Below are 20,869 nucleotides of genomic sequence, written 5' to 3' on the forward strand. Positions count from 1 at the left end.
CCTCAGTCCTCCGTGACCGGCTTGAAGCGGCGCAGCTCGAGCAGGCGGTAGCCCGTATAGTTGCCGAGCAGCAGGATCAGGCCCATCAACATCAGCTGCACGCCGAGGAAGTTGAAGGTGATGTGACGGATCCAGGGGTTGTTCATGGCCAGATAGGCGAGCACCGCCGTCATCAGGCTGCCGCCCCCCTGGATCAGCACCTGCTTGGGGCCTTCCTCCTCCCACAGGATCGACATCCGCTCGATGGTCCAGGAGAGGATGATCATCGGGAAGAAGGTGATGGTCAGGCCGGCGTTGAGCCCGAAGCGGTAGGAGAGCACCGAGAAGACCGAGATGATGGCGATGACCGTGATGATCACCGCCGTCACTCGCGCCACCAGCAACAGGTTCAGATACGACAGGTAGTTACGGATCACCAGGCCCACGGCGACCACCATCAGGAAACCGACCAGGCCGGTGATCAGCGTGGTCTGGATGAAGGCCAGCGCGATCAGCACGGGCATGAAGGTGCCCGAGGTCTTGATGCCTACCAGTACGCGCAGCAGCACCACCACCAAGGCGCCGATGGGAATCAGCAGGATGGTCTGGAACAGCGCCTGATCCTCGAGGGGCAGGCTGTGGATCGAGAAGTTGAGCAGGGTGTCGTCGGCCAGCTGGCTGCGCACGGCGGCCGCGGCCGGCTGATTGCGCGAGAGCATCGAGAAGTTGATGCGCGAGTTGGTGCCGCCCTGTACCTCGAGCACCGCCTGGCCAGCGGACTCCCAGAGCAGCAGGTTGTCCGGCCGGCCTTGCTCGCCGGTGCGGGGATCGAACAGCACCCACTGCTGATCCTCGAAGACCTGGATCCAGGTGGTCAGGCTCTGGCGGCGGCGGCCATGATCCAGTACCAGGCCGCTCACCTCGCGCGCCGGCACCCCGGCCTGGTTGAGCAGGCGCACCAGCAGCGGCGTGCGGTCGAACTGGGTCAGCAGCAGCCGCGCATTCTCGCCCTGACGCTCGTCGGTGAAGTCGTGGATCAACTCCCGGGAGAAGGTGAAATGATCGGCACTGCGCGCCCAGGCGCGATCGATCACCTGGCTGGCCGCGGTGTCGTAGGGCGACTCCCAGACAATGTCTCGGCGCAGGGGAGGGGACTCGACCTGCGCATTGCGCGCCTCGGGCGCGACCAGGGCCTGAACGCTGTAGTAGAGCTGCTGGTCGCCGACGGCCTCACGAGTCGACCACTCGGCGCGACGCCCGCCTTCCTCCTCGAGAAAGGCCAGGCCGTAGCCGGGGGAAGCGGTATGCTCGGTCAGGATGCGATAGCCCTGCTGGCTCGAGGGCAGTGCCATGTTGACCTTGGCCGGCCCGCCGTCGGCGGTAAAGTTGACCTGCGCTTCGATCTCCCAGACCTGGCGCTGTTCGCCCGGCGTCCACGGCACCTCGAACTGCACGTGGCGGTGGATGCTCATGGCGGCGCCGGCCACCAGCAGGAGGGCGACGATCAGGTAGAAGGGCAGTCGTGACATGGGTCTTCCTTGGGGGATGTACGAACGGCCCGGGTCAGCCCCGGGCGCGGGCGTCAGCCCTCGGGTTGTGCATCGGCATCGGTGGCTTCGTCGGCGCCGGCGTCCGCTGCCGGGCGTCCGCCCGGAAATTCGGGGCGCTCGTGGAGGTACTGCTCGGCCACGTCGATGATGGCGATGTCCATCAGGAATCGGCGCCCGAGCAGGACCGGATGGTCGAGGTGAGTGCGGTCATTGAGGGTGAATTGCACCGTCTCGCGCAGCGGACCGAGGGTCATCAGCAGGCTGATCACCGGTCGAGAATCCTCACCGGTGGCCTGGATGATGCGCACGCGTCGATCCACCGGCGCCTCGATCCATTCGTCGCGCACGCTCTCGACGACGCTGTCGTCATCGTTGAGGCCCAGCTTGAACCGTACCCAGTCCTCGCCGTCGCGTTCGAAGCGCGTGATCTCGGTGGCCGAGAGCGACGAGGTCGTGGCGCCCGAGTCGATGCGCGCCTTGAGATAGGTGCCCACGCCGGGCAGGCCGATCCATTCGCTGCGGCCCAGGACCTCCTTGTTGTTGAGGCTGGTCGGCTCGGCGTCGGTGCACTGGCGGGTCGAGGCGCGCGGCGAATCCGCCGGGTCGAGTCGTGCGACATCCCCGCGAAGGTTTCGCAGCAGGCTGCCGACCTCGCGCACGTCGGCGGTGAGCGCCTGCTGATGGCGGAACTGGCGATCCAGCCGCGCCTCCTGGCGCGCATCACAGCGGGCGATCAGCGAATGCTCCAGCTGCGCGACGCGGGCCTCGAATTCTGCGCTGGTCACCGGGGGCGGCGTAGGCGCGCGTTCGGGTAGATAGGTACAGCCGCCGAACAGCAGGGAAACGAGGGCGAAGGTGCCGGCAAGCGGCAGGCGTAGGCGCATGGACAGGGCTCGAACAGCAGATTGATGCATGATGATAAGGAGTTGCTGCCAACCTTGTCCAACGTGGACGCACGGCGACAGTATGGTGGGACTCATTATTGCCAGGGACGCAATTTAACATAATATACATTATGCGACATCATGTGGTCTTGCCGATTACCTTGGCTTTCCTTGTTCAGGATGCCGCCCAGCAGCGCGCATTACACCAATGATCTGTCTTTTTCATGCTTGGGAATGAGCTACGCTGGCGTTGGGGCATCCGGATTAGGAATGCAAGGGGATCAAGATGCACGCAAGGAATCGGCCTACAGGATTCGTCCTGCTGCCGCTGGTGCTGGCGGTATCGGCCGCCAGCCACGCCCAGGCCCAGGCGACCGCCGGTAACGGCAATTGGACGCACAATGCCGGCGTGACGGTGGGCAACGAATACGACGACAACATCTTCGCCGAGCGCGAGAACCGCCAGGACGACACGATCACCGTGGTCTCGCCCTTCGCCGAGCTGGTCGGCCAAGGTGAACGCCATGAGCTGCGCCTGTACGGCAATGCCGAGCGCGGCAAGTATCACGCGTTCCAGAGCGAGAACTATACCGACTGGCGTGTCGGCACCGAGGGTCGCTTCGCCTACAGCGACGCCGGCAGCGTCTTCGGGGGGATCAACACCGGACACGGCCACGAGTCCCGGACCTCGCCGGATGACGTCAACGGCCGGGAACCCACGGTCTACGACCGCATCGGCGCCTTTGCCGGCGTCAACCACCGCATCGGGCGACTCACCAGTCGCGTCGGTGGTACCTGGGAGTCGCTGGATTTCGACGACGTCGAGGCCGATGGCGGCTTCAGCATCGAGCAGGATGACCGGGGCCGCGATCTCACCACCTTCGGCGCACGCCTCGGCTACCAGTTCTCCGAGACGCTGGAGCCGTTCGTCCAGGCGGCTGCCGACCTGCGCGACTATGAACTGTCCCCTGAAAGCGACAGCCTCGATCGTGACTCCCGGGGCGGCAATGTGGCCGTGGGCCTGATCGCGCGTCCCACCCCGTCGCTCAAGGCCGAGGTGCTGGTCGGTTGGCTGGAGCAGGACTACGACGGCGAGGCGCTGGAGGACGTCAGTACCCATGACGTGGGGGCCGATCTCACCTGGCAACCCGCCGGGTCGGCCACCCGGGTCAGCGCACGGCTCGACCGTACCGTCGAGGAGACGACGGTGGACGGCGCCTCGTCCAGCGTGCGCACCGTTCTGGGTGGCGGCATGACGACCGCGTTGCGTCCCGACCTGACCCTCGATCTGAACGCCAGTTATGGTGACTACGATTACCAGGGGGTCGAGCGAAACGATAACCTGCTGGGCCTCGGGCTCGGTCTCCGGCACTACCTCAATCCTCACCTCTTCGTGGGCATGGAGTACGACTTCCTTCAGCGCGACTCCAGCGAGCCCGGCGAGGACTTCGATAACAACCGCCTGATGGTCAACCTCGGCACCCAGCTGGCCCGCGGCTACGAAGACGAGGCCCTGCTGGCCGCGGCCCGGGACGGGGACGCCCTCGACGGCCTCTATGTCGGGGTGCAGGGGGGCAGCGGCGAGGTCGGCACCGCCCAGTCCGGGCCGCGCGCCACCGGCCAGGACGGCAACCTGCGGGCCGATTTCCGCGATGCCGACACCACGCTCGGCCTCTTCGCCGGCTATGCCCTGGCCCTGGACGACTGGCGGCTCGGGCTGGAGCTGGAGGCCGACCGGTCCGACGCCGAATGGACGCACGCCCGCAAGGGCGGTGGCCGGGTGTTCTCGGTGGAGAAGCACCACGATCTCGGCCTCGGGCTGCGGGTGGGACGGTTGCTGGCCGGCGGCAACGATGTCTACGGCCGCGTCGGGCTGGTCCACGGGCGCTTCGAGAGCCGCTTCGCCGAGGGCGGAGAATCCGACGATCGCACCGAGTGGCTCGACGGTCGCCGCCTGGGCGGTGGCCTCGAGGTGCCCCTGGCCGCGACCCTGGGGCTGCGCATGGACTACAGCTTCACCGACTACGAGGACATCGACATCGGCCCCGAGGAGACCGATGACTTCGCCACCGAAGAGTCGCTGATGCGCCTTGGCCTGGCCTGGCACCCCTGGCGCCAGGCCAGCGACCGGGCCCCGGTTTCGCCGGAGGCCTATCGCGGCGTCTATGCCGGCCTCCAGGGGGGCTATGGCAGCCTCGCCACGGACCTCTCGGGCCCGCGCACCGCGCCCACTGAGCTGGATGCCCAGTTCGGCGATTCCGGCGCCCTCGCCGGCCTGCATGCCGGCTACGGCATGACCTTCCAGCGCTTCTACCTGGCGGCCGAGCTGGAGGCGGAGGCCAGCGATATCACCTGGAACCACGAGCGCACGCCCAATGGCCGTACCTATTCGGTGGATCGCGAGTCCAGCCTGGGGATCGCCCTTAGGGCCGGCTACGTCATCGACAGCGGCGCCCTGCTCTACCTGCGCGGCGGCTCCGCCTGGACGGATTTCGAGACCCGCTATGCGCGTGGCCAGCAGAGCGTTCGGCTCGACGACACGGAACAGGGGTGGCGTGTCGGGGGCGGCCTCGAGGTGCCGATCCAGGAGCAGCTGCGCCTGCGCATGGACTACACCCACACCCGCTACGACGAGCTGGAGGTGGACTCCGACTCCGGGTCCGGCGTGGATCGCTTCGACAACGAGGAGAACGTGACTCGCCTGGGCGTCACCTACCAGTTCTAAGGCATGGCGATGGGGTCTCTGAGCTCTTCGCCCGAGCCACTTTAATGCCTATATAGAATATTGATACAAGTCAATGATAGGTTCCTAGTCCGGACTATCTTTAGATCAACTGGCACTTCCCTGCCAGCGCAGCACGAAACGCAAGTCATCCGCGACACCCTAGGGGGTTGAACATGAGCACATCACGCAACACTTTCGGCGTCACCCGGCTGGCCACCCTGACCGCGGCGGCGGTGATTCCGCTGATGGGCGCCGCCGCGATCGACACGGCCATGTTTCCTGATGCCGGCTTCTTTATGCAGAGTGCCCAGGCCCAGCAGGGTCAGGGTAAAGGCGGCAACCGCGACAACCTGCTCAACGTCGGCCGCGGCAAGGGCCAGATGGGCGGCGGTCAGGGGCGCGGCCAGATGGGCGGCTCGGCCGAGTCCGACGTCTTCCGCGACGACGCCGGCGGCCCGCCCGAGGGCAAGGGGCAGGGTAGCGCCGACCGTGGCGGCAAGCCCGACAACGCCGGTGGCGGCGGCGGCCCGGACAGCGGCAAGGGTGGCGACTACGGCGATATCGTGATCATCCTGCGTGCGGACGATGGCACGCCCATCCTGGACGACAACGGCAACATCCAGCCCTGCCTGGTGGCGGGCTGCACCGAGGACAACCCGGACTCCTATACCCAGCTGGTGGAGGTCGATGAAGGCGATTACGAGATGCCGGAGGGCGTGATCCCGGTGGAGTTCGGCCGCCTGAACGTGGCCCGCTCGCCGGAGAGCGTCACCGACCACTCCCTGGCCGAACTACTCTCCAAGCTCGATGGCGAGACCATCACGGCCGAGACGCTCGATGCGATGACCGATGACGCCGGTCGCCTGCTGGTCACCAACGACGACGGCACCATCTCCACCATCGACTCGCCGCTGGAGAACTTCGCCCTCTATGTCGCCCTGGTCGAGGCCGCCGGCAGCGATCCGGATGCCGACAGCTATACCCTGTCGATCACCACCAGTCCCATGGGCGACGACCCCGAGGAGACCTTCACCATGACGGTGGACGCCGACGTGGTGATGACCCTGGCCGCCTCCGCCTTCTCGGCCGCCTCCGACAAGTACGGCGACGTCACCGTCGACGAGATGATGAACCTGACCGGCTTCGTCGACCTCGACGACGAGCTCTCCACGCTGGTCGAGAGTGCGGACTACGTCTATGACGACAGCGTCCGCGAGTCCCTCTACGGCGACATCTCGGTCTGGGTGCTGACCGAGGATGTCGATGCCGACGGCAACGTCATCTACCGGCCGGAGGAGGTCAACCTGCTCGACGCGGTGATCTTCAATGAGGTGCCGACCATCGACGACGATACCAACGGGATCGATGCCTTCACCCAGCAGACCGACGATGCCGTGCAGGTCCTCGAGTTCGTGCACGACTACGCCATCGAGCCACCGGCGACCCCGTGACGGGCGCCCTGGCCTGATCTTGAACCAAGCGGCCCCTCGCGGGGCCGCTGCTATCTCGACAGGAGGCCTCCATGAACGAGCAGCACCCCCCTGCCCTGCGCCGGCTCCTGATGGCTAGCCTGCTTCCCCTGGCCGTGGGCGTCGGCCTCGCCCAGGCCGACGCCTATGCCCCGGTACCGAGCGAGACACTGCTGCTGGCCCAGCACGCCGACCATGCCGACACTCATGCCGAGGGCGACGATCACGGCTCGGGGGGGAAGCACGGCGGCGGCCAGGGCCAGCGCAAGCGACTCGGCAAGGGCGCCGGTACCGGCGAGGCCCGCGGCGGCCACTCCTCGGAGTCGGACATCTTCCGCGACGAGGGCTTCGACAAGGGGCCGCCGGCCGGCAAGGGCGAGGACCATACGTCTGGCGACGACCACGACCATGAGGATGACGAGGAAGGCGGTGGCCCGCCCGAGGGGCGCGGCGAACACGAGGATGGCGAGGAGCACGATCACGAGGCGTGAGATACCCCGCCAGGAGGTTGACGCCGCCCGGAAGGCCTCGGCCCTCCGGGCGGGGTCGTGTCAATGCGCCTCTTTTCGCTGGCGCCCTCCGCGGCCATGGCGCCGGTGTCGGTAATCCGCTAGCATTTATTGTACGAAAACCTGAATTCGGAAAAGATATGTACAATATATGGCGCCATCGCCTTATCTCCTTGCTTCTTCTTCTTCCGCTGCTCGCCGGCTGCAGCAGCGTCGATGTCGACCGCTACGCCGGTACCACCCCGCGGCTGGACATTGGGGAGTACTTCGACGGTCAGACACGTGCCTGGGGCATGGTGCAGGACTACAGCGGCGAGGTGCAGCGGCGCTTCACGGTGGTGATCGACGGCAGCCTCGAGGGCGACACCCTGACCCTCGACGAGCGCTTCACCTACCAGGATGGCGAGACGGATCGTCGGGTCTGGACCTTCGAGCGCCAGGATGAGGCGACCTGGCTCGGCCGCGCCAACGATGTCGAGGGCCCCGTCCAGGCACGCCAGGCCGGCCACGCCTTCAATATGCGCTACCGCCTGCCCGTCGAGGTCTCGGGGCGCGAGCTCACCTTCACGATGGATGACTGGATGTACCTGCAGCCCGACGGACGGCTGATCAACCGCACGGCCATGAGCAAGTTCGGCGTGACGCTGGCCGAGATCACTATCGTCTTCGACCGCTCGGTGCCCTGAACGACGTGGCCCCGAACGCAAGGGTTCGGGGCCACGTGGCGGATCTGAGTCGTCGCGCTAGGGGCGATGCACGATCAGAGCGGGGTCTTGTCGTCCGGTTCGTCGGCCGGCGCGTAGGAGCCATCCTCGCGGTGGACCTCCTTGCCGGTCAGGCCCGGGGTAAAGACGCAGGCCAGATGCATGGTCTTGCTGGCCCGCAGCAGGTGCTCGTCGTGCTGGTCGAGGATGTAGATGTCGCCCGGCTTGATCGGCCAGATCTTGCCGTCGGCCAGGGTCTCCACCTCGCCTTCCCCTTCCATGCAGAACACCGCTTCGAAGTGATGCTTGTAATGGATATGAGTCTCGGTGCCCTCGTAGATCCGGGTGATGTGGAAGGAGCAGTTGCCACCATCGTCGGCCAGCGACAGGCGGGTGCTGTCCCAGTTGCCATTCTCGGCGGCGACCAGGCGGTCGGACTTGCGCGCTTCCTCGAGATTGCGAACGATCATGAATACTCTCCAGTAATGTCGATGGCGAACCGGCCGAGCCCTCGGCCGGTCGAGGACCGGGCCACCCTCCTCGCTGGCGGGCGACCCTGTCAGCGTATCAGCTCAGCGCTTCGCGTGCGCTGGTCTCGAGGATATCCAGGCCGCGGGCCAGCTCTTCATCGGTGATGGTCAGCGGGCAGAGGCACTTGACCACTTCCCCATCCTGGCCGCTGGTCTCGATGACCAGGCCGTTCTCGAAGGCCTTGTGGGTGATCTTGTCGGCGATATCGCCGCTGACCACGTCGATGCCGCGCATCAGCCCGCGGCCGCGTTCGGTGGCCTCGAAGCCCAGCTCATTGAGCATGCCGGCGATGCGCTGGAAGCGCTTGGCGACCACCTCGCCCTTGCGCGCCACTTCCTTCTCGAAGGCGTCGTCGGCCCAGTACTCGCGCAGCGCGGCGGCGGCGGTGGTGAAGGCCATCGCGAAGCCGCGGAAGGTGCCGTTGTACTGGCCCGGCTTCCAGACGTCGAGCTCCGGGCGCATCAGCACCTGGGCGAACGGCAGGCCGAGACCCGAGAGCGACTTGGAGTTGGTGACGATGTCCGGGGTGATGCCGGCGTGCTCGAAGCTGAAGAACTTGCCGGTGCGCCCGCAGCCCGCCTGGATGTCGTCGGCGATCAGCAGGATGTCATGGTCACGGCAGATCCGCTCGAGACGCTTGAGCCAGTCGAGGCCGGCGACGTTGATGCCGCCCTCGCCCTGCACGGTCTCGACGATCACCGCGGCCGGAACGTCCAGGCCGCCGGACTTGTCACCGAGCAGCTTCTCGAAGTAATCCAGGGTGTCGGCGCCCTCGCCCATGTAGCCGTCGAACGGCAGGAAGCTGCCGCCGACCGTCGGCACCCCGCCGGTGGCCTCGCGGAACTTGCGATTACCGGTGGTGGCGAGCGCCCCCATGGTCACGCCGTGGAAGCCGTTGGTGAAGGTGACGATGTTGTGGCGACCCTTGGCATTGCGGGCCAGGCGGATGGCCGCCTCGACGGCGTTGGTGCCGGTCGGTCCGGGGAACTGGACCTTGTAGTCGAGCCCGCGGGGCTTGAGGACGATCTCCTCGAGCGCCTCGAGGTAGTCACGCTTGGCGGCGGTCCAGAAATCCAGGCCGTGGATGATGTTGTCCTCGGCCAGATACTCGAGCAGCGCCTGCTTGATGCGCGGGTTGTTATGGCCGTAGTTCAGCGTGCCGGCGCCGGCCAGGAAATCGATGTACTCGCGGCCGTCTTCATCGGTCAGGCGCGCATTCTGGGCCTTGGTGAACACCACCGGAAAGGAGCGTGAATAGGTCCGAACGTCGGACTCCATGCGTTCGAGAATCTGGGTCTGCATGTGCGACCTCCTGTTGGTCTTGGGAAGTTGAAGAAAGGGGCTGGCCGCGACGCGGCCGGTAGAGACACAGGGGCCCGGGCTGCGCGCTCGGCAGCCGGTCCCTCGAGAAGCGGATGATCAGATGCGATCGGTCTGGAAGGGGCCGATGCGCACGAGGTTTTCCGGGTCATGCTCGCCGCCGAGCTGATCGGTGGAGAAGTACTCGCGGCTGTTGAGCGGTGCCTGCCAGCGATCGGCCAGACGCCGGAACAGGCCCCAGGAGGCCTGGTTGTCGGGAGTGATGGTGGTCTCGAGGTGATGCACCTCGGCCATTTCCGGGCGTGACATCACGGCTTCCACCAGGCGACGCGCCAGGCCGGTGCCGCGTGCCTTCTCACCCACCGCGACCTGCCAGAGGAAGTAGGTGTCGGGGGCATTGCTCTTCACGTAGCCGGAGACGAAGCCGACCACCTCCCCTTCCTCGTTGGTGGCCAACGCGCAGCTGTCGCGGAACTGGGTCGCCAGCAGCAGGTAGGCATAGGCGGAATTGACGTCCAGCGGCGGGCAGGACTTGACCAGCTCGTAGATGCCCCAGCCGTCGTCGGGATTGGGCTTGCGGATGAACAGCGGCGAGGCCTCGTGACCGACCACGGCATCGGCCACGGTGGGCCTGGCCAGGTCGGCGGAGGGCGTGAAGGGTTCGGTGGTTGCGGTCATGTCGGTGGTTCGCTGTAGCGAATTTGAGCGGGATTATAACAGCGCCTTATTAGCAATTCAAAGCCATGATTATCCTGGCGCCCGTTAACCATAATAGAAAATTATGCTGAGCGATCGAGGCTCCCTGCAGGGCCCCTGTGTGGCGCCGTCGCCTCGCGTCCGCTCCCTTCAAGATAGACCACAACGGCAGGCCGACGCGGCGAGTTCGAGCCCATCATGACGCCCAACGCAAACGGGCCACCCTGAGGGGTGGCCCGTGATGACGCATCGCCGTCGATTGAGCTCAGCGGCGTGTCGGGGTGCGCATGGTGACGAACTCCTCGGCGCCGGTGGGATGGATGCCCACGGTGGCGTCGAAATCCGCCTTGGTGAGTCCCGCGCGCACCGCCACGGCGATCCCCTGAATCACCTCGCCGGCCTCCTCGCCTACCATGTGGGCACCGACCACCACGTCGCTCGCCTCGTCGACGATCAGCTTCATCAGGCAACGCTCGCTGCTGCCGGAGAGGGTGTGCTTCATGGGGCGGAAGTCCGCGGTATAGACCCGGATCTCGCCGCAGGTCTCGCGGGCCTGCTCCTCGGAGAGCCCCACGGTGCCGATGTTGGGGTGGCAGAAGACCGCCGTGGCGATGTTGCGATAGTCCAGCGGGGCCGGCTCCACCGGCTCGAAGTGGTGGCGGACCAGCTGCATGGCCTCGGCGAGCGCCACCGGCGTGAGCTCCGGGCCGCCGGTCACGTCGCCCAGTGCCAGGATCGACGGCACCGAGGTCTCGAAGCGCTCGTTGACGGCGAGGTGGCCGCTCTCGGTACGGGCCACGCCCAGCGCCTCGAGCCCGAGCCCCTCCAGGTGAGGGCGACGGCCGGTGGCCGCCAGCACCGCGTCCACCTCGAGCTGCTCGCCGCTGGTCAGGGTGACCGCGAGGCCGCCATCGACCTTCTCGATCGCCTCGATGTTGGCCTCGAAGTGCAGGTTGACGCCCTTCTTGGCCATCTCGTCCCGGGTGAACTCGCGGACCTCCTGGTCGAAGCCGCGTAGGAAGAGCCCGCCGCGATAGACCAGGTGTGCCTCGCTGCCGAGGCCGTTGAAGATGCTGGCGAACTCCACCGCGATGTAGCCGCCGCCGAGCACCAGGAAGCGCTCGGGGAAGGTCTCGAGATCGAAGACCTGATTGGAGTTGACCGTGAGCTCCTTGCCCGGGAAGTCCGGCGTCCAGGGCCAGCCGCCGACGGCCACCAGGATCTTCTCGGCGCTGACGGTCTCGCCGCCGACCTCCACGTGATGGGCATCGACCACGCGGGCCCGGGCATTGATCAGGCGCACGTCGGCGGCGTCGAGCAGCCGCCCGTAGATGCCGTTGAGCCGCTTGATCTCGCCGATCTTGTTGTCGCGCAGGGTCGACCAGTCGAAGCGCGGCGCCTCGGCCAGCTGCCAGCCGAAGCCGCCGGCATCCTCGAAGGCCTCGTGGAAGTGAGCCGCGTAGGAGTAGAGCTTCTTGGGTACGCAGCCGACGTTGACGCAGGTGCCCCCCAGGTAGCGATCCTCGGCCACGGCGACCCGGGCGCCGGTCGCCGCCGCGGTGCGGGCGGCGCGCACGCCGCCGGAACCGGCGCCGATCACGAAGAGGTCGTAGTCGTACTCGGACACAGTAGTCTCCTGATGGTCGTGTCATTCTGATCGGGCGCGATCATACCAGCCACGGCCATGGCCAGGGAGGCCCGCTCCATTGACCCTGGCTATGCCGGTGATCAGAATGCGTCGCGTCCCATGGTCCGTTCTTCAGAGAATCCCGCCCCATGAAAACCGAAATGCAACAGCTGCTCGAGCGCAACCGCGACTGGGCCGAGAGCGTCCGTCGCCAGGATCCCGACTTCTTCGCTCGGCTGTCACAGCAGCAGAACCCCGACTACCTGTGGATCGGCTGCTCCGACTCCCGCGTCCCGGCCAACCAGATCATCGACCTGCCGCCCGGTGAGGTCTTCGTCCATCGCAACGTCGCCAACCTGCTGCACCACAACGACATGAACGCCCTCTCGGTGGTCCAGTTCGCCGTCGATGTGCTCAAGGTGAAGCACATCATGATCGTCGGCCACTATGGCTGCGGTGGCGTCAAGGCGGCCGTGACCGGCGACGAGTGCGGCATGGTCGACTACTGGCTGCACTCGGTCCGCGAGCTCTACAGCCGCCATCGCGGTGACCTCGAGTCACTGCCGCTCGACGAGCAGGTCGATCGCATGTGCGAGCTCAACGTCCAGGCCCAGGTCAACAACCTGTGTCGTACCAAGATCATCCAGCGGGCCTGGCAGCGCGGCCAGCCGCTCGCCGTGCACGGCTGGGTCTACGGCCTGAGCGACGGTCGTGTCACCGATCTGGAGTGCAGCGTCTCGGGGCTCGACCAGGTCGCGACCCTCTATCGCATCGGCCGCCTGACGCCGTCCAGCGAGGACTGATGCGTCGTTCGCCCGGCGGCCTCATTCGCCGGGCGCATGGCACCTGTCAAAATTTCGATTGGGCAGGGGCCACCGGGCTCTCTATGTTATTGGCTGGACCTTAGCGGTCATGACACCAATAACAAGTCACCCGGCATGGAACGACACATGACTCTCAAGAAGACCCTGCTGGCGAGCGTAATCGGCGCCGCCATGACTACCGCCGTGCTGCCCTCCGTGGCCAGCGCCGAGACCAGCCTGCGCATGGCCTATGACGCCGACCCGGTCTCGCTGGACATCCACGAGCAGCTCTCCGGCGGCATCCTCCAGCTCTCCCACATGACCTTCGACCCGCTGGTGCGCTGGAACAAGGACCTCTCCTTCGAACCGCGCCTGGCCACCGGCTGGGAGCAGGTGGATGACACCACCATGCGCATGACGCTGCGCGACGATGTGGAATTCCACAGCGGCAATGCGTTCAGCGCCGAGGACGTGGTCTGGACCGTCGAGCGCCTCAAGCGCAGCCCGGACTTCAAGGCGATCTTCGAGCCCATCGAGAGCGTCACCGCCATCGACGACACCACCGTCGAGTTCAAGACCACCAAGCCCTACCCGCTGCTGCTGAACCTGGCGACCTATGTCTTCCCGATGGACAGCGCCTTCTACAGCGGCACCGACGAGGACGGCGATCCCAAGGACGAGATCGTCAAGAACGGCAACTCCTACGCCTCGAGCCACCTCTCCGGCACCGGCCCCTACGTGGTCACCGAACGCCAGCAGGGCGTGCGCATCGCCTTCGAGCGCTTCGATGACTATTGGGACGAGGAGTCCCCGGGCAACGTCGACGAGATCGTCATGACCCCGATCAGCGAGAACGCCACCCGCGTGGCCGCGCTGCTCTCCGGCGACGTCGACTTCATCGCCCCGGTGCCGCCCAACGATCTGGAGCGGGTGCGCGAGGACGACAGCGTCCAGCTGGTGACCATGTCCGGTACCCGGATCATCCTCTTCCATATGAACCAGGAACGTGTCGAGGCCTTCCAGGACCCGAAGGTGCGCCAGGCCTTCGCCTATGCCATCAACCAGGAAGGCATCGCCGACCGCCTCATGAAGGGCTTCGCGACCCCGGCCGCCCAGTTCTCGCCGGAAGGCTACGCCGGCCATGTCGAGAGCCTCGAACCGCGCTATGACCTGGAGAAGGCCAAGCAGCTGATGGCCGAGGCCGGCTTCGAGGATGGCTTCGAGATCACCATGATGGCGCCCAACAACCGCTACGTGAACGATGCCAAGATCGCCCAGGCGGTCGCCGCGATGCTGGCGCGCATCAACGTCACCGTGGATCTCAAGACGCTGCCCAAGGCGCAGTACTGGGGCGAGTACGACGATCGCGTCGCCGACATGATGATGATCGGCTGGCACGCCGATACCGAGGACTCGGCGAACTTCCACGAGTACCTGACCGCCTGCCCGGACGCCGACAGCGGGGCCGGCCAGTACAACGCCGGCAACTACTGCAACCCGGAGCTCGACAAGCTGGTCGCCGAGGCCAACCTCGAGGTCGACCTCGAGAAGCGTGCCGAGATGCTCCAGCAGGTCGAGCAGGCGCTCTACGACGATGCCGCCTTCGTGCCACTGCACTGGCAGGACCTGGCCTGGGCCTCGGCCTCCAACGTCGACATCGAGCCGGTGCTCAACGTGATGAACTTCCCCTACCTCGGGGACCTGGTCATCACCGACGAGTAAGCCCGCCGCGCGCCGGCCCCTCGCGGGCCGGCCCTTCGAACCACCATGACCCCTGTGACGCGCTCGATGATCGAGTGCGTCACCGCGTGTTGCACACGGGACGCCAGCCATGATCGCTTTCCTGATCAAGCGCCTCTACCATGCCCTGCTGGTGATGTTCGTCATCAGCATCATCGCCTTCGCCATCCAGGACAACCTGGGCGACCCCATCCAACAGATGGTCGGCCAGTCGGTGCCCGAGAGCGAGCGCGAGGCCCTGCGCGAGGAGCTGGGGCTCAACGACCCCTTCCTGGTCCAGTACCTGCGCTTCGCCGGGAACGCCGTCCAGTTCGACTTCGGCTACTCCTACACCTTCAACCAGCCGACCACCGAGGTCATCATGCGTCACCTGCCGGCGACGCTGGAGCTGGTGGCGGCCAGTACCTTCCTGATAATCGCGCTGTCGGTACCGATCGGCGTGTACAGCGCCATCCGGCCCCGCGCCTGGCTGTCGCGCTTCTTCATGGGGGTGTCGATCGTCGGCATCTCGATACCGGTCTTCCTCACCGCCATCGTGCTCATACAGATCTTCGCCATCGGGGTGAGCATCGCGCCCTTCCCCGCCGATACCGGCTGGGGCGCCTGGCTCAATGAGGCGCTCTCCACCGACGGCGGCATGCCGGCCTACGGCCGCGGCGATCCCGTCAACGTGTTCGGCACCTGGGACAGCAACTTCGCCTCGCTGACCGGGCTGACCTACCTGGTACTGCCGGCGGTCTCGCTGGCCTCGATCATGCTGCCGCTGTTCATCCGCCTGATCCGCGCCGAGATGCTCGAGGTGCTGCAGTCCGAGTACGTGAAGTTCGCCCGCGCCAAGGGCATCTCGCTGCGCCGGATCTACTTCATCCATGCGCTGAAGAACACCATGCTGCCGGTGATCACCGTGGGCGGCGTACAGATCGGCACCCTGGTGGCCTACACCATCCTCACGGAGACGGTCTTCCAGTGGCCGGGCATGGGGCTGATGTTCCTCAACGCCATCCAGCGCTCCGACGTGCCGCTGATCGTGACCTACCTGATGATCGTGGGGCTGATCTTCGTGATCACCAACACCCTGGTCGACCTCATCTACGGCCTGGTCAATCCCACCGTCAAGCTGACAGGGAAACCCGCATGACTACCACGAACTCTTCCGTGGCCGCCGCGCCGGTGGCGAGCCGCTGGTCGCGTTTCCGCGGCTCCTACCTGCTCTACAGCTTCAAGCGCGACCCGGTCGCCCAGCTCAGCCTGCTGGTGTTCATCGTGCTGGTCGGCGTCGCGGTGCTGGCCCCGTGGCTGGCGCCGATGGACCCCTACGACCTGGCGCAGATCGACATCCTCGCCTCGGAGCTGCCGCCCTTCTGGGTCGACGGTAGTGATCCGGCCTACCTGATGGGCACCGACGCCCAGGGCCGCGACCTGCTCTCGACCATCCTCTATGGCGCCCGGGTGTCGCTGATCATCGGCTTCGGCGCCGTGGCGCTGCAGGCCCTGCTCGGCGTCAGCTTCGGGCTGCTCGCCGGCTACCTCGGCGGGCGCGTCGACGCCTTCCTGATGCGTCTGGCCGACATCCAGCTGTCGTTCTCCACCCTGATGGTGGCCATCGTGGTCGGTGCCCTGGTCAAGGCGGTCTTCGGCGGCGCCACCTACAGTGACTACGCGGTGCCGCTGCTGGTGCTGATCATCGGCCTGGCGGAGTGGCCGCAGTACGCGCGCACGGTGCGTGCCTCGGTGCTCGCCGAGCGCAGCAAGGAGTACGTCGACGCCGCCCGGGTGATGGGCTTCTCCAGCCGGCGCATCATGTTCCGCCACATCCTGCCCAACACCCTGTCGCCGATCTTCGTCATCTCCACGGTGCAGGTGGCCAACGCCATCATCTCCGAGGCGGCGCTGTCGTTCCTGGGGCTCGGCATGCCGGAAACGCACCCGTCGCTGGGCTCGCTGATCAAGTCGGGCTTCGACTACATCCAGTCGGGCTCCTGGTGGATCACCCTGATCCCCGGGGCCGTGCTGGTCATTCTCGTGCTGGTGATCAACCTGCTCGGCGACTGGCTGCGCGACGTCCTCAACCCGCGACTCTACAAGGGCTGATTCCCATGGCACTCCTCGACGTAAACAACCTCGACGTGCGCTTCGCCCTGCGCCGCGGTGACGTGCAGGCCCTGCGTGACGTCTGCTTCAGCCTGGAGCGTGGCGAGCGCCTGGGCATCGTGGGCGAGTCCGGCGCCGGCAAGTCGGTGGCGGCCTTCAGCCTGCTCAACCTGATCGCCAAGCCCGGCTACATCGCCGGCGGCAGCATCACCTTCGACGGCCAGGAACTCACCGCCATGAGCGACCGGGGCCTGCGCCACGTGCGCGGGCACCGCATGTCGATGATCTTCCAGGATCCGATGATGACCCTGAACCCGGTGCTGACCATCGGCGAGCAGATGGTCGAGTGCCTGAAGGCGCATCGGCGCATCTCCACCAAGGAGGCCCGGGCGATCTCGCTTGGCAAGCTCGAGCAGGTGCAGATCCCCTCCCCCTCGGCACGCCTGGACCAGTATCCCCACGAGCTCTCCGGCGGCATGCGCCAACGGGTGATCATCGCCATTGCGCTGCTGCTCGACCCGGACATCATCATCGCCGACGAGCCGACCACGGCGCTGGACGTGACCATCCAGGCCGAGATCATGGCGCTGCTGCTCGAGCTCTGCGAGAAGCACAACGTCGGCCTGATCCTGATCACCCACGACCTGGGCGTGGTCAGCCAGGTGACCCAGCGCATGCTGGTGATGTACGCCGGCCGGGTGATCGAGCAGGGCCCGACCCGGGAGATCATCAACGACCCGCAGCACCCCTACACCCAGGGGCTGATCAACGCCCTGCCGCAGATGGCCACGCCCGGCGCACGCCTCAACCAGATCCCCGGCAGCATGCCCTCGCTGGACAACCTGCCGAGCGGCTGTGCCTTCCATCCGCGCTGCGGCTTCGTGACCCGCGCCGACGGCTCGACCCGCCACGCCTGCACCGACGAGGTGCCCGATTTCGTGACCTCCGGCAACTGCCGGGTCGCCTGCCACATGGTCGCCGAGATGCTCGATCGCGAGCGCATTCCGGCCGAGGAGATCCGCTGATGAGTTCGACTGCCCACGCCACCGCCGCCGAGCCCGCCACCCCGCTGCTGGAAATTCGCGGCGTGGAGAAGCGCTTCTCGCTCTCCGGCGACTTCCTCGAGCAGCTCAAGTTCAAGGGCGGCAAGCTGGTCCGCGAGCAGAAGCACGTGCACGCCATCAACGGGGTCGACCTGGACATCCAGCGCGGCGAGGCGCTCTGCGTGGTCGGCGAGTCCGGCTGCGGCAAGTCCACCGTGGCGCGCACCGTGATGGGGCTGCTGCACCCGAGCGCCGGCGAGATCCGCTATGACGGGGAGCGCATCGACGATCTCTCGCACCAGGCGCTGATGCCCTATCGCCGCCGCATGCAGATGATCTTCCAGAATCCCTATGCGTCGCTGAACCCGCGCATGACCATCCAGCAGACCCTGGAGGAGCCGATCCGCCTGCACCATCCGGACTGGTCGCCGCAGCGGGTCAAGGACCAGGTCGCCGAGGTGATGGCCTCGGTGGGCATCGCCGCCGACTGGGGGGGGCGCTATGGGCACGAGTTCTCCGGCGGCCAGCGTCAGCGCATCGCCATCGCCCGGGCGCTGGCGGTGGATCCGGAATTCATCGTCGCCGACGAGCCGATCTCGGCGCTGGACGTGTCGATCCAGGCCCAGGTGCTCAACCTGCTGATGGAGGCCCAGCAGCAGCGCAACCTGACCTACCTGTTCATCACCCACGACCTCGCCGTGGTGGAGCACTTCGGCACCCGGGTGGCGGTGATGTACTTAGGAAGGGTCTGTGAGGTGGCGCCGACGGCGACACTCTTCGCCCGCCCGCGCCACCCCTACACCCAGGCGCTGATGTCGGCCATCCCGCGCCTCGAGGATGACCGGCCGCAGCACATCCGCCTGCAGGGCGAGGTGCCCACGCCGGTCAACCTGCCGTCGGGCTGCGTCTTCCACGGGCGCTGCCCCCACGCCAATGCGCGCTGTCGCAGCGAGATCCCGCAGCTGATCGCCACCGACGACGGCAGCCAGGTGGCCTGCCATGCCGTGGAGGAAGGGCGCATCGACTGACGCCCCGGCAGCTGTGGCACAATGCCGGGTGTGACACCCGGCTTCTGGCTCGAGGATCGACATGGAACTGCGCTGGCTGGAAGACTTCATCGTCCTGGCCCGGACCCAGCACTTCTCGCGCGCGGCGGAGGAGCAGAACGTCACCCAACCTACCTTCTCGCGACGCATCAAGCTGCTCGAGGAGGGCATGGGCACCACCCTGATCAATCGCCAGACCCTGCCGCTGACGCTGACGCCGGCGGGCGAGGAGTTCCTGGCACTGAGCCTGGAGGTGACACGCCGGGTCGCCGCGACCCGGCAACGCCTGTCGCAGCTGGCCGAGGAACAGGCCAGCCAGCTGCGCCTGGCCGCCCCCCAGAGCCTGCTGGCGCATTTCCTGCCGGCCTGGCTAGCCAGCTTTGCCACCCCGCCGCCGCTGACGCCCTATCTGCGGGCCACCGGCTGGCTGGCCAGCGACTTCTTCGAGGCGCTGACCCGCGACGAGTGCGACCTGGTGCTGACCTACTGGCCGCGGGTCGAGGGGCCCCAGATGCCCGAGACCGAGGGCCTCGAGCACTGCTGCCTCGACAGCGAACTCCTGGTGCCGGTGTCGCTGCCCGAGCCCGACGGACGGCCCCGCTTCGCGCTGGAGACGGGCCCGCGGGCCAGCCTGCCGCTGATCGCCTACCATCCACGGGGGCTGACGGACATGGCGCTGCGCCGCCATCTCGAGGGGGTTCCCGGCGCGCCGGACTTCCGGGTACTCCACGAGAGCATCCAGAGCGGCAATATCCGCGAGCTGGTCGGCCTGGGCTATGGGCTGGGCTGGCTGCCCGAGCGCGTGGTGCAGGAGACCCTGGCCGCGGGCACCCTGGTGCGTGCCGGCGATGCCCGCTGGGACGTGCCGCTGGAGATCCGCCTCTATCGCCGCCGGGGCGTGGACCAGCCCGCCGTCGAGGCTCTGTGGCAGGCGATCTCGATGGACGGCGAGTCGCTCCGCGCGCTCTGAGGCGCATGATCCTGATACCCTGTCTCCTCGACGCGGCGGCCGCTGACGCGGGCGGCGCCCTGGCCTCTCACCCCGCTCCTTGTCGCTGGCCCCCTGCTGGAATTCCTCATGGACGAGCCCTGGTACCCCGCCGATTTCCGCGCCCCGCCGGGGCTTTGCAATCGTCACCTCCAGACTCTGCTGCCGCGGGCCCTGCCGCGCCCCGCGCTCGAGTGGGCAGGCGAGAGACTCGAGCTGCCCGACGGCGACTTCGTCGAGCTGGCCTGGGCACGGCCGGCCCCGACTCGGTCGGATGCGCCCCTCTTCGTGCTCTTCCACGGGCTCGAGGGCTCGATCGACTCCCCCTATGCCCGGGCGCTGTTGAACACCGCCGCCGGCCTGGGCTGGCGCGCCGTGCTGATGCATTTTCGCGGCTGCGGTGAGCATCCCAACCGCCTGCCCCGCGCCTACCACAGCGGCGACACCACCGATGCGGCCGTCCTGATCGAGCGGCTGTCGCAGCGCTATCCCCGTGCCCTGAAGGTCGCCGCCGGGGTCTCGCTGGGCGGCAACATGCTGGCCAAGCTGGTCGGGGAACGGGGCGGTTCGGGGCTTGACCTGGCCGGCGCCATCGTCATCAGCGCGCCACTGGACCTCGCCGCCTGCGCCGACACCCTGAACCAGGGATTCGCCCGGCGCTACGAGCGCCACCTGCTGGCCTCGCTCAAGCGCAAGATGGCACGGCGCCTGACGCGCGAGCCCCTTCCGCTGACGATCGGGCCCGGCGAGCTTGCCGCGCTCGACAGCCTGCGCGCCTACGACGATGCCGTGACCGCCCCCCTGCACGGCTTCGACGGCGCCGCGGACTACTATCGGCGCGCCTCCGCCGGTCCGCTGCTCGCCGAGGTGACGCTGCCCATGCTGATGCTGCACGCCGACGATGATCCCTTCATGCCGCCGGCGCTCTTCTCGCGATTTCCCCGGCCATCGCCGGCGGTGCGGGTGGAACTCGCCCGTCACGGCGGCCACGTCGGCTTCGTCGAGTGGCGCGAGGGTCGCCTGGCCTCGTGGCTCGCCAGGCGCGTCGCGCGTCAGCTGACGGCCTGGCAGGCGCCGCGCGGAGGCCGCTGACACCCCCTCGCGCCATGGCGTCCGGCGATAAAAAAACAGAGACCTTAACCCATGTTATCGCCGCTTCCCGGG

18 protein-coding genes are annotated in these 20,869 nt (G+C 67.1%); 12 read left to right on the plus strand and 6 right to left on the minus strand.

Features of this window, described 5'->3' with window-relative positions:
• Window positions 1–2: 2 nt before the first annotated feature.
• On the minus strand, window positions 3–1,508 hold the full coding sequence (locus tag ACGTNG_RS16680; RefSeq protein WP_394797642.1) for a UUP1 family membrane protein: 1,506 nt from the start codon (window positions 1,506–1,508) through the stop codon (window positions 3–5).
• Between the two features lie 53 nt (window positions 1,509–1,561).
• On the minus strand, window positions 1,562–2,413 hold the full coding sequence (locus ACGTNG_RS16685) for an ATP-dependent zinc protease family protein (RefSeq protein ID WP_394797643.1): 852 nt from the start codon (window positions 2,411–2,413) through the stop codon (window positions 1,562–1,564).
• Between the two features lie 286 nt (window positions 2,414–2,699).
• Between ACGTNG_RS16685 and ACGTNG_RS16690 the strand changes: the two genes are divergently transcribed.
• From ACGTNG_RS16690 to ACGTNG_RS16705, 4 genes are all read left to right on the plus strand, one after another.
• Window positions 2,700–5,138: an outer membrane beta-barrel protein gene (locus ACGTNG_RS16690; RefSeq protein WP_394797644.1), complete on the plus strand. Its 2,439-nt coding sequence runs from the start codon at window positions 2,700–2,702 to the stop codon at window positions 5,136–5,138.
• Window positions 5,139–5,311: 173 nt separating this feature from the next.
• A complete protein-coding gene (locus tag ACGTNG_RS16695) occupies window positions 5,312–6,589 on the plus strand; it encodes a hypothetical protein (RefSeq protein ID WP_394797645.1) in 1,278 nt (425 codons plus the stop codon).
• Window positions 6,590–6,660: 71 nt separating this feature from the next.
• Window positions 6,661–7,098, plus strand: coding sequence for a hypothetical protein (locus tag ACGTNG_RS16700; protein ID WP_394797646.1), 438 nt, complete (start codon window positions 6,661–6,663; stop codon window positions 7,096–7,098).
• Between the two features lie 158 nt (window positions 7,099–7,256).
• The gene (locus tag ACGTNG_RS16705; protein ID WP_394797647.1) at window positions 7,257–7,802 is read left to right on the plus strand and encodes a DUF3833 domain-containing protein; all 546 of its coding nucleotides are present in this window, start codon (window positions 7,257–7,259) and stop codon (window positions 7,800–7,802) included.
• Window positions 7,803–7,876: 74 nt separating this feature from the next.
• Here ACGTNG_RS16705 and ACGTNG_RS16710 read toward each other — a convergent pair whose 3' ends face one another.
• The 4 genes from ACGTNG_RS16710 to gorA all read right to left on the minus strand — a co-directional run bounded on the left by ACGTNG_RS16710 (window position 7,877) and on the right by gorA (window position 11,994).
• Window positions 7,877–8,290, minus strand: coding sequence for an ectoine synthase (locus ACGTNG_RS16710; RefSeq protein ID WP_394797648.1), 414 nt, complete (start codon window positions 8,288–8,290; stop codon window positions 7,877–7,879).
• A gap of 97 nt (window positions 8,291–8,387) precedes the next feature.
• Entirely contained in the window at window positions 8,388–9,653 is a 1,266-nt protein-coding gene (gene ectB, locus ACGTNG_RS16715) for a diaminobutyrate--2-oxoglutarate transaminase (RefSeq protein WP_394797649.1), read from the minus strand.
• 117 nt (window positions 9,654–9,770) lie between these two features.
• Window positions 9,771–10,349 carry a diaminobutyrate acetyltransferase gene (gene ectA, locus ACGTNG_RS16720; RefSeq protein ID WP_394797650.1) on the minus strand — a complete coding sequence of 193 codons (579 nt, stop codon included), beginning with the start codon at window positions 10,347–10,349 and terminating at the stop codon, window positions 9,771–9,773.
• A gap of 283 nt (window positions 10,350–10,632) precedes the next feature.
• Window positions 10,633–11,994, minus strand: a complete 1,362-nt coding sequence (gene gorA, locus ACGTNG_RS16725; protein ID WP_394797651.1) for a glutathione-disulfide reductase — start codon at window positions 11,992–11,994, stop codon at window positions 10,633–10,635.
• Window positions 11,995–12,143: 149 nt separating this feature from the next.
• Between gorA and can the strand changes: the two genes are divergently transcribed.
• The 8 genes from can (at window position 12,144) to ACGTNG_RS16765 (ending at window position 20,797) form a co-directional block, all read left to right on the plus strand.
• Complete coding sequence (can, locus tag ACGTNG_RS16730; protein ID WP_394797652.1) at window positions 12,144–12,797, plus strand: carbonate dehydratase; 654 nt, start codon at window positions 12,144–12,146, stop codon at window positions 12,795–12,797.
• Window positions 12,798–12,944: 147 nt separating this feature from the next.
• Window positions 12,945–14,519: an ABC transporter substrate-binding protein gene (locus ACGTNG_RS16735; protein WP_394797653.1), complete on the plus strand. Its 1,575-nt coding sequence runs from the start codon at window positions 12,945–12,947 to the stop codon at window positions 14,517–14,519.
• Window positions 14,520–14,628: 109 nt separating this feature from the next.
• Window positions 14,629–15,675 carry an ABC transporter permease gene (locus ACGTNG_RS16740; protein ID WP_394797654.1) on the plus strand — a complete coding sequence of 349 codons (1,047 nt, stop codon included), beginning with the start codon at window positions 14,629–14,631 and terminating at the stop codon, window positions 15,673–15,675.
• On the plus strand, window positions 15,672–16,628 hold the full coding sequence (locus ACGTNG_RS16745) for an ABC transporter permease (RefSeq protein WP_394797655.1): 957 nt from the start codon (window positions 15,672–15,674) through the stop codon (window positions 16,626–16,628). The genes ACGTNG_RS16740 and ACGTNG_RS16745 overlap by 4 nt, the downstream gene beginning before the upstream one ends.
• Window positions 16,629–16,633: 5 nt before the next feature.
• Window positions 16,634–17,653 carry an ABC transporter ATP-binding protein gene (locus ACGTNG_RS16750; protein ID WP_394797656.1) on the plus strand — a complete coding sequence of 340 codons (1,020 nt, stop codon included), beginning with the start codon at window positions 16,634–16,636 and terminating at the stop codon, window positions 17,651–17,653.
• On the plus strand, window positions 17,653–18,699 hold the full coding sequence (locus ACGTNG_RS16755; RefSeq protein WP_394797657.1) for an ABC transporter ATP-binding protein: 1,047 nt from the start codon (window positions 17,653–17,655) through the stop codon (window positions 18,697–18,699). Before ACGTNG_RS16750 ends, ACGTNG_RS16755 begins: the two co-directional genes overlap by 1 nt.
• A gap of 61 nt (window positions 18,700–18,760) precedes the next feature.
• Window positions 18,761–19,687, plus strand: a complete 927-nt coding sequence (locus ACGTNG_RS16760; protein ID WP_394797658.1) for a LysR family transcriptional regulator — start codon at window positions 18,761–18,763, stop codon at window positions 19,685–19,687.
• 108 nt (window positions 19,688–19,795) lie between these two features.
• The gene (locus tag ACGTNG_RS16765; RefSeq protein WP_394797659.1) at window positions 19,796–20,797 is read left to right on the plus strand and encodes a hydrolase; all 1,002 of its coding nucleotides are present in this window, start codon (window positions 19,796–19,798) and stop codon (window positions 20,795–20,797) included.
• The last annotated feature ends 72 nt before the right edge of the window (window positions 20,798–20,869 follow it).

Source organism: Halomonas sp. B23F22_3 (genome assembly GCF_043496965.1).
Taxonomy (GTDB): Bacteria; Pseudomonadota; Gammaproteobacteria; order Pseudomonadales; family Halomonadaceae; genus Halomonas.

Coding starts and splice junctions, on each gene's coding strand:
- ACGTNG_RS16700 (WP_394797646.1), top strand. CDS start 6,661: ATGAACGAGCAGCACCCCCCTGCCCTGCGCCGGCTCCTGATGGCTAGC.
- ACGTNG_RS16685 (WP_394797643.1), bottom strand. CDS start 2,413: ATGCGCCTACGCCTGCCGCTTGCCGGCACCTTCGCCCTCGTTTCCCTG.
- ACGTNG_RS16750 (WP_394797656.1), top strand. CDS start 16,634: ATGGCACTCCTCGACGTAAACAACCTCGACGTGCGCTTCGCCCTGCGC.
- ectB (WP_394797649.1), bottom strand. CDS start 9,653: ATGCAGACCCAGATTCTCGAACGCATGGAGTCCGACGTTCGGACCTAT.
- can (WP_394797652.1), top strand. CDS start 12,144: ATGAAAACCGAAATGCAACAGCTGCTCGAGCGCAACCGCGACTGGGCC.
- ACGTNG_RS16755 (WP_394797657.1), top strand. CDS start 17,653: ATGAGTTCGACTGCCCACGCCACCGCCGCCGAGCCCGCCACCCCGCTG.
- ectA (WP_394797650.1), bottom strand. CDS start 10,349: ATGACCGCAACCACCGAACCCTTCACGCCCTCCGCCGACCTGGCCAGG.
- ACGTNG_RS16740 (WP_394797654.1), top strand. CDS start 14,629: ATGATCGCTTTCCTGATCAAGCGCCTCTACCATGCCCTGCTGGTGATG.
- ACGTNG_RS16735 (WP_394797653.1), top strand. CDS start 12,945: ATGACTCTCAAGAAGACCCTGCTGGCGAGCGTAATCGGCGCCGCCATG.
- ACGTNG_RS16760 (WP_394797658.1), top strand. CDS start 18,761: ATGGAACTGCGCTGGCTGGAAGACTTCATCGTCCTGGCCCGGACCCAG.
- ACGTNG_RS16765 (WP_394797659.1), top strand. CDS start 19,796: ATGGACGAGCCCTGGTACCCCGCCGATTTCCGCGCCCCGCCGGGGCTT.
- ACGTNG_RS16705 (WP_394797647.1), top strand. CDS start 7,257: ATGTACAATATATGGCGCCATCGCCTTATCTCCTTGCTTCTTCTTCTT.
- ACGTNG_RS16695 (WP_394797645.1), top strand. CDS start 5,312: ATGAGCACATCACGCAACACTTTCGGCGTCACCCGGCTGGCCACCCTG.
- ACGTNG_RS16745 (WP_394797655.1), top strand. CDS start 15,672: ATGACTACCACGAACTCTTCCGTGGCCGCCGCGCCGGTGGCGAGCCGC.
- ACGTNG_RS16690 (WP_394797644.1), top strand. CDS start 2,700: ATGCACGCAAGGAATCGGCCTACAGGATTCGTCCTGCTGCCGCTGGTG.
- ACGTNG_RS16680 (WP_394797642.1), bottom strand. CDS start 1,508: ATGTCACGACTGCCCTTCTACCTGATCGTCGCCCTCCTGCTGGTGGCC.
- ACGTNG_RS16710 (WP_394797648.1), bottom strand. CDS start 8,290: ATGATCGTTCGCAATCTCGAGGAAGCGCGCAAGTCCGACCGCCTGGTC.